Consider the following 17,097-nt stretch of genomic DNA (forward strand, 5'->3'; position numbering starts at 1 on the left):
AAGAATTCTTTTTAGCTTTTCTTCGGATTGTAATGGTACTTTCCTTTTTCGATGAGGTCTTGTTTCTCATTATCGCATACGGCAAAGGTGAATCCATCCTGCAAAGCATAAGAACCGTATTCTCCGTTTTTATTTAAAGCAAGGAACCCAACTTGGATATCCTTGGCGATATCGGGTTTCTTTTTCACGATCCGCATCACGGCTTCTTTGCAGGCATCTTCGGGAGAATAGCCTTGACGCATTAATTCTACCACCAGAAAACTTCCCACTGTACGGATGACTTCCTCTCCAACACCGGTTGAAGTTGCACCCCCGATTTCATTGTCTACATATAATCCTGCGCCAATGATGGGGCTGTCGCCAACTCTTCCATGCATTTTGAAGGCCATGCCGCTGGTGGTACAGGCACCGGATAGATTCCCATTCGCATCTAAGGCCAACATACCGATGGTATCGTGGTTGTATTTATTTCCAGGTAGTTTTTCAGTCGCAAAAGCTTTGTTCTCAATATTCATTACCGGCTTATAGTTCTTTTCCTTCAACCATTCTTTCCATGCCTTTTCAGAAGCTTCGGTCAACAGGTTTTCTTCTTGAAATCCATTTTCCAAAGCAAATTGTTTAGCGCCTTGGCCAACGAGCATCACATGTGGTGTTCTTTCCATCACCAAGCGGGCAACGGAAATAGGATGGGCAATGTTTTCCAAAGCTGCCACAGAACCACAATTGCCTAGTTCATCCATGATGCAGGCATCCAAGGTCACATGGCCATCCCGATCAGGGAATCCGCCTTTACCTACGGTTTGATTTTCCAGGTCTGCTTCGGCTACTTTAACCCCTTGCTCCACGGCATCCAATGCACGACCATTATTTCCTAATACCTCCCAAGCTGCTTTATTGGCTGCAACGCCGAAATCCCACGTAGAAATAACAATCGGTTTTTTTCCTTGGCCTTTGGCTGCATTGCTATTATTATCGCAAGAGATGGCGGTAGCTACTGCCGAAAGGCTCGCCGCCCCGACAATACTTTGTTTGATAAATTTTCTTCGTGAATGCATAGTATTTGCAATATTAGTAATAGAATTGCATATTTACCTATTTAGGACTCATAAACAGTGAACATGAACTTTAAATTTACCGCATTATTTTGTTTTATTCTCGGAATAAATCAATTAGCCCATGCCCAGACAGATTCCACGCTGTATAAAAAAGTGGAGGGGCTGGTCTTGGAAGCTAAGCAAAAATATGCGCCAGATAAACGTACTAAAATTGTTGCATTGGTACAAGCGGATGCAAAGAAGAATACCTATGTGATCGAATCTACTGAGAAGGAAGCAAATACCTTCCTACAGTCCAAGATAAAAGGATTACCAGGTAAAATATCCATCAAATCCCTGCCGGATACTTCTATTGGGGAGAAAATATATGGGGTGATCAACCTTTCTGTTGCCAATTTAAGGACCCAACCGGGCAATGCCTCTGAAATGGCAACCCAAGCATTGTTGGGTACCCAGGTGGATATTCTACAGAAGGACCGAGGGGAATTCCGTGTCAGAACTCCGGAAGGCTATATTTCCTATATCCCTGCTTCTTCGTTGGTGCCGATGAATGCCAAGGAAATCGCAGAATGGAAAAACAGTAAAAAAGTAATCTATACGCAGGAATTTGGAAAATCCTATTCGAAAGCTGATCCGGCGAGTATTCGCGTATCGGATTTAGTATATGGAGATATTCTTGCCCTAACAGCAGAATCTGGTGATTTTTATCAAGTGCGTTATCCCGATAAACGGATTGCTTTTATCCCTAAAAGCGAAGCCTTAAGTTTTGACCAATGGCTAGCCACCCGCCAATTGACTTCGGAGAATGTGCTGTCTAGTGCAAAGACCATGATGGGATTACCCTACCTATGGGGTGGTACTTCGGTAAAAGGGGTAGACTGTTCGGGTTTCACCAAAACAGCCTATTACATGAATGGTTATGTGATTCCGAGGGATGCTTCCCAACAGGTATTGGCCGGCGATAAAATTGATATATTGGATAAAGACGGGCATTTTGATGCGGAAAAGGCTTTAAAGAACCTGAAACCTGCAGATCTATTGTTCTTTGCTTCCGGCAAAAACAGTAACCCGAATGCTCGGGTAACCCATGTGGCATTGTATATCGGAAATGGTGAATTTATTCATGCTGCTGGTACCGTGCGAATCAATTCCATGTTGAAGAACGCTAGTAATTATGATGATTTCCAGACCAGGACCGTTGTAGCAGCGCGCAGGTATATCGGGGCGGAGGATGCCCAAATCCAAAAAGTTCAGAACAACGCATATTATAAACCATAATAGAGATGGATCAACAAGAATGGGTAAGTAAAAAAATGGGGAAATTTACCCTGAGGTTCAAACCATATACCCTAACCTTAAGACATGTTTTTACCGTTGCCTCTTTCAGCCGTTCGACCACACCTGTGGTATTAACGGAGCTGGAGTATGAAGGGGTAGTAGGATATGGCGAAGCAAGTATGCCTCCTTATTTGGGCGAATCGCAGGAAAGTGTGATGGCATTTTTAAGCAAGATCGATCTTTCCTCTTTCGATTCCCCTTTCCAAACGGAGGAAATCCTGCATACGGTAGATGCCTTAGAAGCGAAAAACACTGCTGCAAAAGCGGCGCTGGATATCGCCTTGCATGATCTTTTAGGGAAATTGATGAACCAGCCTTTTTATAAGATCTGGGGTCTGAATCCGGAACTGATCCCTGCAACTTCCTATACCATCGGTATCGACACGGAAGACATGATCAGAAAGAAAGTGCAGGAAGCGGAACAGTTCAAGATCCTAAAAGTGAAATTAGGATTGGATACCGATAAAATGATTATAGAAACCATTCGTTCCGTGACGGATGTGCCTTTATGTGCAGATGTGAATCAGGGATGGAAAAATAAGGAAGAAGCTTTGGAAATGGCCCATTGGTTAAAGGAACGCAATGTGGTCTTTCTGGAACAGCCGATGCCAAAGGAAATGATTGATGAGAATGCTTGGCTCACTGAGCATTCACCAATACCCACTATTGCAGATGAAGGTTGCCAACGCCTGGTTGATGTACCAGGATTGCAAGGTGTCTATACAGGTATCAACATCAAATTGATGAAGTGTACCGGTATGCGAGAGGCCAAACAAATGACCGAATTGGCCAGGGCATTAAACATGAAAGTGATGTTAGGCTGTATGACGGAGACTTCCTGTGCCATTTCTGCGGCCGCTCAATTAGCGCCTTTAGTGGATTGGGCGGATTTGGACGGAGCACTTTTGATTGATAATGATCTTTATGATGGCATGCGTGTGGAGAATGGGAAATGTATTTTACCGGATCGCCCCGGAATTGGTATAAAATTGAAATAATATTGCTATTAATTTCTTAGCAGAGCTATTAAAAAAACAATCAACCTAAAAAATTGATTGTTTTTTTATTTTATGAGCAATAAAATTGCAATTTTATGCAACATTATTTGGCTATTTTTCTTTTTTATTTCCCAAATACTAACAAATAATCAATCTAAATTGCATTTTTTTGCAAATTTCCTATCAGATTTGACATCATTCAGCTATCTTAGTTTTGTCTTAATAACCAATCAAGCTAAAGATGAAACTACCTTCAATTATTTCACTTGCGGTAGCATCCGTTTGCTCTATGCAAATGTTGGCCGCACAACAACAATCTATAGCTGGAAAGATTACAAATACGAAAGGAGAGCCCATAGAAGGAGCCTCGGTATTTATAAAAGGTACCCAACAGGGTACTGCCAGCAATGAAAGCGGATTATTTTCGATCAATGCTCCTAATAATGCTGTTCTTCGGATCACGGCGGTAGGATATGCACCCAAGGAAGTCGCCGTAAATGGCCGGACGAGCATCCAAGTTCAATTGGATCAGGAGGAGGGAGCGATCGATGAGGTCGTAGTAACCGCCCTAGGCATCCAAAGAAGCGAAAAATCACTTGGATATTCGACCCAGAAGATCGATGGGGATGATTTGACTTTTACAAAAGAAACCAATGTCCTTGGATCTTTGGCAGGAAAAGTAGCTGGGGCACAAGTGACCGGTTCTTCGGGAGCGAGTTTAGGTGGTACCCAAAAGATCAAGATCAGGGGTATCAACTCCGTAACTGGTGGTGGCCAACCCTTAATGGTAATCGATGGAACACCTATTTCCAATGCCAATTTCAGTAGCAGTACCGGTAATGGTGTAGATCTTGGAAACGTGGGACAGGATATCAATCCTGAGGATATTGAATCCATCAACGTGCTGAAAGGCCCTACAGCCTCAGCCTTATACGGTTTGAGAGGTCAGTATGGGGTCATTATGATCACCACTAAAAAAGGTAAAAAGGGTCCGAAATCCATATCTGTCGATGTTAACTCCGCTACATCTTTTGAACAGGTCGGGAATTTTATGCCATTGCAGAATATTTATGGGGTGGGTAATAACCAGACCTTCCTGAAATTGGCCTCCGGCGAATTTTATGTGAACGGAAATGATGAATCCTGGGGTCCAAAGATGGATGGTACGCCTGTAAGGATGTATTATAGTTTCTATAAACAGGATGAAGATTATGGAAAGGCAACACCTTTCTCCCCACAACCAAATAATATCAAGGATTTCTTCCAGACAGGAATGAATACCAATAATGGTATTACGATCGCTGGAGGTGCAGAGAATTCCGCGGTTCGTTTCTCGTACAACAATACCTACATCAAAGGAACTTACCCGAATACCTGGTTGAAGCGTAATAACTTTGCTTTGAACGGTTCTTTGGATCTAACCGATAACCTGACGGCTTCTGCGAACATCAATTATGCAAACAACAATGGTCAACGTCCGGTAATGGGTTACCAAGGTTCTTTTACAGGTGCAACACAATGGTTCCAACGTAATATCGATATTAATAGATTGAGAAACTATCGCTATGCCGATGGTACGATCATGAACTGGAACGTGAATCCGAATACCACGCAGGAATTGATGATCAATAATACGCCATCGGATTGGAACAACCCTTTCTTTGATGCTTATGAAAACCTGAACAATGATAACCGTGATCGTGTTTTTGGTGATGCGGGATTAACCTATAAGGTATTGCCGGAATTGAAACTATCGGCTTTCGTGCGCAAGGATTTATTTACCCAAAACACCAGTCGTAAACTATCGATCGGTGGACGTTCGGAATCCGGAGCAGGATCTTTCTTATCCAATACAGGATATTCGGTAGGGAAATTCCAAAATGATGAAACGAACTATGAGTTCTTGGCAACCTATGATAAGGTATGGGATGATTTTTCATTGAATGCCAATATGGGTGGTAATATCTATCAACGGAATTATGACTACCTAACCCAAAAAACACAGGGTGGATTGAGTTCTCCAGCCTTCTTTAATATCGAGGGTTCGATTGATAGACCATTGAATGAATCTTATAAATTGAAAAAACAGATACGTTCTTTCTATACCATGGCTTCTATTGGTTACAAGGACACCTATTTCTTGGATGCCTCCATCCGTCGGGATATTTCATCCACCTTGCCTAAAGACAATAATTCCTATTGGTACCCTTCGGTATCTGGTGCCTTTGTGTTCAGTAACCTGATCGGACCTTCTGCTTTGAGTTTTGGTAAGTTGAGAGCTTCTTATGCGGTAGCAGGTGCGGATGTGGATCCATTCGATATCTTGACCAATTACAATATCGGAAGTGTGTATGCGACTTCAAATTCTACCATTAATACACTTTCTATTCCTGATATCTTGAACAATCCAAACCTGAAGCCTTCTTTCGCACATTCTTATGAAATTGGTGCCGATTTGAAGTTCTTCCAGAACCGCTTAGGATTGGATGTGACTTATTACCAACAACGTAATAAGGATCAGGTGATCAGTCTTTCCACTTCTTCAGGAACTGGTTTCTCTCGTGCAACAGTCAATGCCGGAGATATCGAAAATAACGGTATTGAGGTGTCGATTAATGCAACGCCTGTTCAAACGGAGAATTTCACGTGGACAACCACCTTGAACGGTGCTAAAAACAACAGCAAAATCCATGAACTGATCCCTGGAATTGATTCCTACGAGTTGGGTTCCAATACCTATTCGAGCCAAACGGTGTATTTGTATGCCAATAAAGGAATGGCATTCGGATCTTTGGTAGGACCGGGCTATAAAACGGATGAAGCAACCGGAAAAATTCTATTGGACAATAGCAATATGCCTATTCAGCAGATGAACAAGGACTTCGGATCCGTTCTGCCTGATTTTACAGGAGGATTCATCAATTCCTTCCGGTATAAGAATGTGGACCTTAATGCCATGATTGATTTCCAAGCAGGAGGTCAATTCTTCAGCTGGTCGAAAATGTTGGCCGTTAAATCTGGTCAGGCGGAGGAAACTGCTGCGATGAACAGCAATGGCAAGAATGTTCGTGATCCATTGGCAGATGGTGGAGGTTATGAAATAAATGGTATTTCAGAAGCTACTGGTCAAGAAGTGAATGCATTTGTAGATGCAAGAACTTATTTTAGAAACAACATTGGTACCCGTATCTACGAAGAATGGTTGTACGATGCTTCGTACATCAAACTGAGAGAGGTAAGTTTAGGCTATACCTTTAACCAGAATCAATTAGGAAGCTCTCCATTCAAATCTATCCGAGTAGCCGTTATTGCAAGGAATCCTTGGATGATTTGGCAAAAAGCACCAAAAGGACTTGATCCTTCAGAATTATCTGCTGGAAGTGCTTCGATCAGCTGGATCGAAAAGGGAGAATTGCAGACCGTTCGTTCCTATGGATTTAATTTAAGTGTTAAATTTTAACCATTAACATCATGAAAAAGCATTTATTAAAATATATATTATTTGCCCTTACGCCTATTGCGGTTGCTTCCTGTACTAATTTCGATGATTCGTACTATGAGAACCCCAATAAGCCAAGTAAGGCCTCAGGAACGCAATTGATTGCGAATGCACAGTTTTTCCTGCCAAATTTAAGCTCTAGCGCGTATGGTGTGCATTATCCGCAATACCTGAGTTTAACAACCTATACAGATAATACCCGTTTTATTGCGCAGAACTTTGATTTTGAGACCTGGTATGTGGGTCCGTTGATGAACTTGGAGGATGTGCTGAGCAAGCAGGAAGCATTGGATGCTAATGAAGGGCCGGTTGCCAATCAGGTTGCCGTAGCCAAGATCTTAAAAGCATTCTTTATGTGGAATGTGACGGATAGATGGGGGGATGTGCCGTATACGGAAGCTTTCCGGGGAACTGCTCTTCCAAATCCTAAATACGATAAGCAGGAGGATATCTATAAAGCTTTATTTACTTTATTGGATGAAGCGAATGCCGCTATTGTATTGACGAACGGAACGATCAAGAACGATATTATTTATAAGGGGGATATGTCCAAGTGGAAGAAGTTAGGGAATTCCATCCATATGTTGATGGCCTTACGCTTATCCAAAGTGAATCCTACCTTAGGGAAGGCGGAGTTTGAAAAGGCCATGCAGGCTGGGGATATGACCGCAAATGCGGATAATTTATCCTATCCTCATTTGGCGCAGGCTGCCCATCAGAACTTCTGGTACAATTCCTTTACGGTATTGAAAAGAAACTGGTATGCTTTGTCGGAGGCTTTGGTAAACCTGATGTTGCCGCAGGAGGATCCTCGATTGGCGATTTATGGCGATAAGAATGCAGCAGGTGGATACGCTGGATTGGCTTTTGGAAAAGCGGTTCCGAATCCGGATGTGGATATCCCTAAGGTTTCCTTGTTAGGAGCTGGGATCAGGAATCAAGATTCACCGGTGCCATTGGTTACTTATGCTCAATTGCAGTTTGCAAAAGCGGAAGCCGCGAAGTTGGGATGGATTGCTGGTGGAGATGCGCAGGCGAAAACGTATTATGAAACGGGGATAAAAGAATCGATCAAGCAATGGACCGGTTCGGATGCTTCAGCAGCTGGATATTTGGCAAAACCGGCTATTGTTTATTCGCCAGCGAAGGCCTTGGAGCAGATTGCTACGCAACGGTATATTCATGTGTTTCCGTATGGGTATGAAGGTTGGGCAGAATGGAGAAGGACAGGTTATCCTGTGCTGACACTGGCTTCGGATATTAATGGTGGTAAGATGCCTAGGAGAGATGGTTATCCGCTAAGTGAGGCCGCAAATAATAAAGCGAATTATGAAGCTGCGGTTTCTGCGCTTCCATATGGTGGCGAGGATAATTTGAATAGTAGGGTGTGGTGGGATAAGCCGTAAGATTCTTTCCTCGTGGGGAGGTTTTACCGTCCTTGCGAGGAGACTATTTCGTCATAGCGAGGAGTTCATACCGTCATTGCGAGGAGGTACGACGAAGCAATCTTTGGATTAGTTTAAAGATTGCTTCGTTCCTCGCAATGACGTGATTCCTCACGATGACGTGTTACCTCGCAATGACGGTTTTAGTCTTTATCAGTACCTCCGAAAAGGCCTAATTGACCGTTATCATCAATCTGAATATCATCTGGATTGGTAATTTCAAATGAAATCTCATCTGCTTTCGGAACCACCTCTTCATTCTTCTCAACATCCAGTTTTTTCTGAACGTCTTCCTTCTTCGGAACATTAACTGCTTTCTGAACGTCCTCTTCCTTCTTAACATCCTCCACATTCCCCATCTTTGGATTTTCCGCTTTAAAATCTACTTCTTCCATTCCTCCGTTATCACCTTCCAAACCAACACCATTACCATCCAAACTACCACCAACTTCCAAACCACCAACTTCCACTACCTCTGCCAAATCCTTCTCCTCCGTCAACAACTTGATTTTTTTCACGGTATGGAAAGATAACCTATTCCCTTGCGCCTTCATACCCTTCACATCCACGATTTCTGTTAAATCCTGATCCAAATTCTCTTCCGTCTGCGATTTCCCTTTTAACAAATCAAGATGAACAACAGGTTGATCATTATTGGTCAACAAGATCAATTTGCTATCCTCGCCAATAAATTTCACACGCTTTCCAACCGGATTATCATCAAAATTAAACCTCTTCACAAAATAAGTTCCTTTACTATCCTGGTGAATCGCTGTATAAACCTGCTCCGGAATAAATTTTTCCAATCTGATCATCTTCTCATCAAAATGGTTATTCAGATCAAAGGTGCTCAGTTCATAAGAACCATCGCCCAAAGCCATTAATATCTTATCATCACCATCAAATTCACCCAAGAACTTCCCACGATCATCAGCATTCAAACGCTTCAAGATATCATCATACCAGATCTTCCTGCCCGCAAGAGTGGATATCCCCGCACTTTTGAAAATGATTTTCTTAACCGGATACTTACTCACGATATTTCCCTGAGAACCCCGGCCTTTAATGGCCACTTCTGCAAAATCCATATCAAAATTCAGTTTCCGAAGCTTCGTATGTGGCTTCAATTGCACGTTGACAATCTCTGCCTCCCCATTCGAATTCGCAGTAAAATACAATATTTTGGTACCCTTGCTTCCTTTCCCGATATCATAATCCTTATCACGCGTCACCCCGGTTACCGCAAAACGTTTAATATAACTCGTTCCAGTCGCTCCATCCTTATAAATCGCATTGTAAATCGTCCGCTCATCACCTTTCTTGAATACCGCCACATGGATGATATCCTTGCCCACAAACACCTTATCCTGAATTTTTACAATGGAATATTTACCATCCGCACGGAACACAATGATATCATCGATATCCGAGCAATCGCCCACCAGTTCATCCTTACGCATGTTGGTCCCGATGAATCCCTCTTCACGATTGACATATAATTTTGCATTGGCAAGGGCAACCTGCGTCGCCTCCACCTTGTCAAATACGCGAAGCTCTGTTTTGCGTTCGCGGCCTTTGCTGTACTTTCCGCGCAGGTATTCGAACCATTTGATGGTGAATTCCGTCAGGTTCCGAAGGTTCTTCTTCACCTCCTTGATTTCATCCTCCAAAGCCTTCATCATCTCATCCGCCTTTTTCACATCAAATCGCGTGATGCTACTCATCGGTTTATCGATCAAGCGTTTATAATCCTCCGGAAGGATAGGGCGGTAGAACTGCTCGAAGAAAGGTTCAAACAAGCGGTTCAATACCTCGACCACCGTTTCAAAATCTCCAGAATTTTCATAGTCAGGATGTTTGTACATCCCTTCTTGGATAAAGATCTTCAAAAGATTACTGAAGAAGATCTTCTCCATCAATTCATTCAAGCGGATCTCCAACTCCTGTTTCAGGAGGCTTTTGGTCTGCTTGGTATTCTCGATTAGAATATCATTCACACTCATGAAATGAGGTTTGTTATTCTTGATCACACAGGTATTTGGCGAAATGGATGTTTCGCAACCTGTAAAAGCATATAAGGCATCGATCGTTACATGAGGGGAGATCCCAGGTGCCAAATGCACCAAAATCTCCACGAATTCTGCTGTATTATCCTCGATTTTCTTGATTTTTATTTTACCCTTTTCATTGGCAGTAACGATACTATCGATCAAACTGCCCGTCGTAGTGCCAAAAGGGATTTCCGTGATCGCCAAGGTCTTTTTATCGCGTTCCTCGATCTTCGCTCGTACGCGTATTTTTCCACCACGCTGCCCTTCGTTATAACCCGTAACATCGGCCATACCGCCTGTCGGGAAATCGGGATAGATACTTGGTCTTTCCCCTTGAAGGACCTGGATGGATCCATCGATCAGCTCGATGAAGTTATGGGGCATGATCTTGGTCGCCAAACCTACAGCAATACCTTCCGCACCTTGTGTCAACAACAAAGGGAATTTTACCGGTAGGGTGATCGGTTCTTTCTTTCGACCATCATAACTCAACTGCCACTCGGTGGTATCCGGATTGAAGACCACTTCCAGCGCAAATTTCGACAAACGACCTTCGATATAACGTGCCGCAGCGGCAGAATCGCCAGTGATCGGATCTCCCCAGTTTCCCTGACAATCGATCAACAGGTTCTTTTGTCCCAATTGGACCATCGCATCCCCAATAGAGGCATCTCCATGCGGGTGGAACTGCATGGTATTTCCGATGACATTGGCTGCTTTGTTGTATCTTCCATCATCCATCTCTTTCAACGAGTGCAGGATGCGTCGCTGAACCGGTTTGAAACCATCGTTGATATGTGGAACAGCACGGTCTAGAATAACGTAGGATGCATAATCTAGAAACCAGTTCTCATACAGTCCCGAAAGGGGAATCGTATTGCTTTGTTGGTCTTGTGATGGGCTTTGTTCGTTGTTTTCGTCGATGTTGTTAATTTCGTCGCTCATTTACTGTTTGTAAGTTTTTCGGGTTTGGCAGATTCGAATACTGCAAACCTTGTAAAAATACAAAATTCATTTTATTTTTAGGTTTATATCCGCATACCTCATCACGCATTATGAAGAATTTTCTGTTAAGTGTTTTATTCAGTTGTTTATTGTTAGTTGCCCAGGCCCAACAGGCTGCCTACCAGTTGAAAGAAAATATTTCTTATGCTGGAAAAGAGGCCGATGCCTATAGCCAAGAGCGCTGTGTATTAGATCTTTATTTCCCTACGGGCAAAAAAGATTTTGTGACCGTTTTATGGTTTCATGGCGGTGGACTAACCGGAGGAAATAAGGAAATCCCGGCCTTTCTAAAAGACAAGGGAATTGCCGTCATCGGCGTCGGTTATCGCCTTTCGCCAAAGGCTAAGGTCGAAGATATCATACAAGATGCTGCCAAAGCCGTACAATGGGCATATCAACACCTGGAAACTTATGGGGGCAATAAAAACAAACTGGTACTTTCCGGGCATTCTGCCGGGGGATACCTTAACCTGATGTTGGCCTTAAATCCGAGGTACCTGAAAGAAGTTGCTGTTCCTGAACAGGCGATTCTGGGCATCGTACCTTTCAGCCCCCAATGTATTACCCATTTTACTGCACGAGCGGAGCAGAAAGTCGATATCAACCAGCCGGTGATTGATGCGTTGGCACCTTTATTCTGGGTACGGAAGGAAGCTTCCCCGATCACCTTGATCACGGGCGATCGCGAACTCGAGATGGTGGGCCGTTACGAAGAGAATGCCTACCTCGCCCGGATGTTGAAAATTGTGGGCCACCAACAGGTAAAACTGATCGAACTTGATGGCTATGACCATAATATGGTTTATCCGGGTTTGCCTCTTTTGTGGAAAGAGATCCAAAACTGGTCAAAATAGGATTACCTTATCCCGATAAAATTTCTAAAAGCGCTATTGTTTGCTAATATTTTTAGTATTTTTGAAATACTATTTTAATATTTAGCTATGGAACTGTTTGATAGTAAGCGTTTTGTTGCGCATTTGGATTTGGATACCTTTTTTGTAAGTGTAGAAAGGCTCAAGAACAGTCAGTTCATTGGCAAGCCTTTGATCGTGGGGGGTATGAGTGATCGTGCGGTGGTATCTGCCTGTAGTTATGAAACCCGAAAATTTGGTGTACACAGTGCCATGCCGATGAAATTGGCTTTGCGATTATGCCCGCATGCGATCGTGGTGCGTGGTGATATGGACAGTTACAGTTATTATTCCCGGGTGGTGACGGATGTGGTGCGGGAGACCGTTCCGGTGATGGAAAAGGCGAGCGTGGATGAGTTCTATGTGGACCTGACGGGTGTGGATCGATTTTTTGGATGCAGCCAATTCATGAGCGAGCTGAAGGATAAGATCCGGAAGGAGAGTGGCTTGCCGATCAGCTATGCCCTGGCATCGAACAAACTGGTGAGCAAGGTGGCTACGGATGATGCAAAACCCGATGGCAAAAAAGAGATCCTCCATGGTCTGGAAAAGGATTACCTGGCTCCGTTGAAGATCGAGCGGATGCCCGGTATAGGACAGAAAACAGGGACCTTACTGCAACAGATGGGCGTACGGACCATCAAGATATTGAGCGAGATCCCTCTGCCGATGATGCAGAATCTCCTGGGGAAGAACGGCATCGACCTTTCCCGAAAGGCCAATGGCATCGATCCATCACCCATTATTCCCTATTCGGAACAGAAGAGCATGGGAACGGAAGAAACCTTCCATCAGGATACCATCGATATGAATTTCCTGAACGCTGAATTGATCCGGATGACGGAGAAACTGACTTTTCAGCTCCGAAAACAAGAACGGCTCACCGGCTGTGTGACGGTAAAACTGCGTTATGCCAATTTCGATACGGTAAGCAAGCAAATGGTTATTTCCTATACGGCTTCCGATGCGGTATTGCTCAAGAAAGTGAAGGAACTCTTCGGTAAGTTGTTTGACCGGCGGATGCTGGTACGCCTGATCGGGGTTCGCTTCAGCCATTTGGTGCAGGGTTCCCAACAGATCAACCTGTTTGAAGATACCGAAGAGGCCGTTCGTTTATACCAAGCCATGGACGCTATGCGCGCGCGATTTGGAGATGAAGCGATCAAAAGGGCTATTTCTACACCTCCAAAACCGGCTCAGAAACGAGACGCCTTTCGAGCATAAGCTCCACATATTTCCTGCACATCTTATCCCATCCATAATTATTTCTGGAATATTCCTGATAGCGCAGGGCAGCCATCCCAAAATGGTCCTCATTGAAAAAAAGCTCCTGTAATTGTGCCACCCAGGCCTTTGCATCGTTGGATGGCAGAAGAATCCCGTTTTTATTTTGTTTGATGGCGTCGGTGATCCCGTCGATCTCCGAGGCGATCACCAAGGTTCCGGCCAGGGAAGCCTCTAAGCAGACCAATCCGAAACCTTCCATATCCCCATCTACCCGGATGTTGGGCATGAGAAATGCAGAAGCATTGGCCAATAAAAGCTTCAGGTCGGAAAAGGGTACTTTTCCAAAATGTATCACCCGATCTTTGATCTCCCTTTTTTTCAGGAGCCTGCGGATGGCTGCTTGGTCGCTGGGATAGCCTAGAAAAAGAAAAAGCAGCGACCTGAACTTCTTGGGCAAAGCATACAACAAACGTTCGGTAAGCCCCGTTTTTTTCTGAAAAGGACCGACCATAAAGAGCTTAACATCCGCGGGAAGCTGCGGAACCACCTCTTCCAATAGCCAGGAGAAACCCTTGCGCTGCACGGATCTGCCCAGGGTAATGAGATACTTTTGCTCCGGAGAAATAGCGGGAAAACGACGCTGGAGATCCGACCTTTCCAGGTTCCCGCGATCCATCCCTTCCGTATCCACCCCATTGGGAATAACATAAACTTTTTCACGAGGAATACCTCTACGGATAGCCGCATCGGCTGTTGCTTGGCTCACCGTGATGATCTTATCATAATGAGCGGCCAATTTAGGGATGATCCTTTTCTGAAAGAATGCCCAAGGGAATACAATATCCAATCCATGCAGGGTAACCATTTTCCGGAGATGGCCATAACCTTTATGCGATAGGGCGAAGGAGGCAATCAACCCATCATTGAAATGGATCACCTGGATCTGGGGATGCGTTTTCAACAGGGACAGTATCCGATGGTTGAGCAGGAAAAAGAAGGTCAAAAGGCTTTCCTTATCCTTTCGGAACACCAGTTTGTGAATTTTGGCATACCGGGCAGAACCTTGGATCAGTTCGTAGGACTGCTTTTCCATGCCTCCGGTTGCTGGAGGATATTTATGGCTAACAAATAATATTTCAGGAAGTGGCTGTTGCGACATGATTGATTTCTTTTTTGATGAAAAGGTAAAGGATGAACCCGATGACGATCCAGCTGAGCTGTCTTGCCCTACGCAGGATGGATACCGTGATCCAAACGGATGCACCGGTAATACCAATGGCGGCCAACATCAGTTTATTCCCCAGTTCTTCTACCCCCAACTGCCCAGGAACAAAAGCGCCCAAGCTTTTGAATACAATGACGCTCATGTCCAGCAATAGGCCGTGCATGGGCAGCACATCGAATCCAAGAAAAAGGAGGATGAAATAGAATTCCAAGCTACCTACGATCCAGTGGAGCGTAGCTAAGGCATAGGAAAACCAGAAAGTACGGGTGTTTTCCTGATAAAAGCTGCGAATATCGTTTAAGAGGTTCAGGATGTTATAGTATATTTTTTCCAAGAAATTCCGGGGCTTTTTTAGCGAGGAAGTATGCTTCTTACCGCTCTTCGATAACCAGATGAACAAACCTATTTTGGCAACAAGCAACACAACAAAAATCAGGTAAAACACCCAACCGAAACGTTGTATGGCCTGCATACCAGCCGGATTGCTGATCAACCAAACACAGGCCCCCAAAAAAAGTAATATTTGGGATAATACGGCAGTCACACGGGAGCTGGCTACCGAATTGATGGCCACCGATTTGGAGATGCCATAAGGTTTCAACAGTTCGGCCTTCAGCATATCACCACCAATAATGCTGGTGGGATTATAGAGCCCAACTGTTTCCCCGACCTGACGCAAAGAGAATAATCGAAAAACAGAAATCTTCGATCTTTCCTTCCCCAAACAAACATGCCAAGACCAGGTGCCGATCAGATAAGCCAAATAGGTGATCCCCAGCAGGTACAGAAAACGGAATCCAATGCCGCTAAGTTCTTTCCAGACCGACTGGAAATCCGTATTCCAAAGGAAAATCCCGATGAATACGACAATACTGATCAGCAATAATTGCTTGACCCGCTTTTTAGTTATTTTAATCGACCTGCCCATTGACTGCTATTCCAAAAGATCCACCTGCCCAATTATTGTCCGGCCAAGGCAAAAGCCCTTTGCGGTTCACGCGCCAGTTCCTGTACATCATCAAAATAGGTATCGGTCAATTTTGCCCAATCCAATTGTTTGATGTACTGCAGTCCGGCATGGCGTAAATCTTCCTTGAGCTTCTCATTCTGAAGGATCTTATGAAGGAAAAAAAGATATTCTTTCGGGTTGTTCGGCGAGCATTTATAGCCTGTTTGGCCATGTTCCACCAAACTGGCACTGCCACCCGCATTCGCAATGACACTCGGTAAACCCGATGCCATCGCCTCGATCACCACGTTTCCGTAGGTTTCCGAAAGGGAAGTGAACACGAAGGCATCCGCCGAAGCGTATAGCCTGGAAAGCTCCAGATGATCCAATTTTCCCAAAAAGACCGCCTTGGGCATCAACTGCATGGCCTCCTCCTTGGCGGTTCCATCCCCCGCAATGATCAGGTTGTAAGGCATGCCTTCCTGTTCCAATTGCTGATAAATACCGATCAGGGTCTGTATATTCTTCTCCCAGACCAATCGGCTCGCAAACAGGATATTGGGCTTGTCGTTTTTGCTGATTGCTCGGATGTAGGCCTCGCAACGTTTGTTCGGGTTGAACAGCTTCACATCAATCCCACGTTGCCATAGGGTCAACCGTTCGCCCTGTATCCCGATCTCCTCCAACTCTCGGATGATGCTATGCGCCGGAACATACACCTTTTCGCAGTTGTTGTAAAAACTGCGCATCCGCCTGCGGATCCAGTTTTCCACCGGTCGGATCAAGCTGCTGAAGTTGCGGAAATAATAGGCGATATAGGAAATGAAATGCGTATGGTAGATACTGATGACCGGAATGCCCTTTCTCTTAGCGTATCCCAAGGCGTAGAAACCCAATAGCGATGGCGTGGCGATGTGGATGACATCCGGTTGGAAGGCATCCAAGGTTTCCTCCAAACGCCATTTGGCCAATTGCGGCACCGCAAAGGAATAATCATCGTTCATGGGAATTCGGAAGGTAGGAACCTGGTAGCTTTGACCGCCTTCAATCTCACTGGGCCCACGGCCATATACAAATAAATAGGAAAAGGAATTCGGGTCTATCCGATTGATAATCTGATACATTGTTCTGGATGCCCCGTCAAAATCCTCGATCAGGATCTCCGAAAAAAATGCAACTTTCTTCATGTAGAAATAAAATTGTCTGTATTAATAAAAATACTTCCGGAGTTTGTAGTTAATGATAACTGATTATTAATTAATTATGAACAATAAAGGTCATAATTCCCAATTTTAATATGGAGTAAATAGTTTGAAAACAAACATTTAATAATCTCTAAAAACTGGGGTTATATTGCTGAATTAGTTTTGTTTCAGATCAAGGAATTTGCCGCT

General features: G+C 44.1%; 11 protein-coding genes. 6 read left to right on the forward strand and 5 right to left on the reverse strand.

The annotated features are described in order from the left end of the window. Positions 1-11: 11 nt before the first annotated feature. A complete protein-coding gene (locus tag E3D81_RS10605) occupies positions 12-1,055 on the reverse strand; it encodes a N(4)-(beta-N-acetylglucosaminyl)-L-asparaginase (RefSeq protein ID WP_134777350.1) in 1,044 nt (347 codons plus the stop codon). 63 nt (positions 1,056-1,118) lie between these two features. On the opposite strand from E3D81_RS10605, the gene E3D81_RS10610 reads away from it, so the two are divergent. From E3D81_RS10610 to E3D81_RS10625, 4 genes are all read left to right on the forward strand, one after another. Beyond that, a complete protein-coding gene (locus E3D81_RS10610; protein ID WP_134777351.1) occupies positions 1,119-2,333 on the forward strand; it encodes a C40 family peptidase in 1,215 nt (404 codons plus the stop codon). Positions 2,334-2,338: 5 nt separating this feature from the next. After that, entirely contained in the window at positions 2,339-3,391 is a 1,053-nt protein-coding gene (locus E3D81_RS10615) for a dipeptide epimerase (RefSeq protein ID WP_134777352.1), read from the forward strand. Between the two features lie 241 nt (positions 3,392-3,632). After that, positions 3,633-6,851: a SusC/RagA family TonB-linked outer membrane protein gene (locus E3D81_RS10620; RefSeq protein WP_134777353.1), complete on the forward strand. Its 3,219-nt coding sequence runs from the start codon at positions 3,633-3,635 to the stop codon at positions 6,849-6,851. 11 nt (positions 6,852-6,862) lie between these two features. After that, entirely contained in the window at positions 6,863-8,296 is a 1,434-nt protein-coding gene (locus tag E3D81_RS10625; protein ID WP_134777354.1) for a SusD/RagB family nutrient-binding outer membrane lipoprotein, read from the forward strand. 182 nt (positions 8,297-8,478) lie between these two features. Here the strand turns inward: E3D81_RS10625 and E3D81_RS10630 are convergent, their stop codons facing one another. After that, positions 8,479-11,331: a DNA gyrase/topoisomerase IV subunit A gene (locus E3D81_RS10630; RefSeq protein WP_134777355.1), complete on the reverse strand. Its 2,853-nt coding sequence runs from the start codon at positions 11,329-11,331 to the stop codon at positions 8,479-8,481. Positions 11,332-11,441: 110 nt separating this feature from the next. On the opposite strand from E3D81_RS10630, the gene E3D81_RS10635 reads away from it, so the two are divergent. Continuing rightward, positions 11,442-12,245 carry an alpha/beta hydrolase gene (locus E3D81_RS10635; protein WP_134777356.1) on the forward strand — a complete coding sequence of 268 codons (804 nt, stop codon included), beginning with the start codon at positions 11,442-11,444 and terminating at the stop codon, positions 12,243-12,245. Positions 12,246-12,332: 87 nt separating this feature from the next. Further along, positions 12,333-13,526: a DNA polymerase IV gene (gene dinB / locus E3D81_RS10640; RefSeq protein WP_099366187.1), complete on the forward strand. Its 1,194-nt coding sequence runs from the start codon at positions 12,333-12,335 to the stop codon at positions 13,524-13,526. Here dinB and E3D81_RS10645 read toward each other — a convergent pair. From E3D81_RS10645 to E3D81_RS10655, 3 genes are read right to left on the reverse strand one after another with little or no spacing between them, the layout of a single operon-like run. Then, a complete protein-coding gene (locus E3D81_RS10645; protein WP_134777357.1) occupies positions 13,480-14,688 on the reverse strand; it encodes a glycosyltransferase family 4 protein in 1,209 nt (402 codons plus the stop codon). The two genes, dinB and E3D81_RS10645, sit on opposite strands and share 47 nt — an antisense overlap. Beyond that, the gene (locus tag E3D81_RS10650) at positions 14,666-15,682 is read right to left on the reverse strand and encodes a lysylphosphatidylglycerol synthase transmembrane domain-containing protein (RefSeq protein WP_134777358.1); all 1,017 of its coding nucleotides are present in this window, start codon (positions 15,680-15,682) and stop codon (positions 14,666-14,668) included. Before E3D81_RS10650 ends, E3D81_RS10645 begins: the two co-directional genes overlap by 23 nt. Before the next feature lie 32 nt (positions 15,683-15,714). Then, positions 15,715-16,890 carry a glycosyltransferase family 4 protein gene (locus tag E3D81_RS10655; protein WP_099366184.1) on the reverse strand — a complete coding sequence of 392 codons (1,176 nt, stop codon included), beginning with the start codon at positions 16,888-16,890 and terminating at the stop codon, positions 15,715-15,717. Positions 16,891-17,097 lie beyond the last annotated feature (207 nt).

It is taken from the genome of Sphingobacterium sp. CZ-2, from assembly GCF_004526235.1.
Lineage (GTDB): Bacteria > Bacteroidota > Bacteroidia > Sphingobacteriales > Sphingobacteriaceae > Sphingobacterium > Sphingobacterium tenebrionis.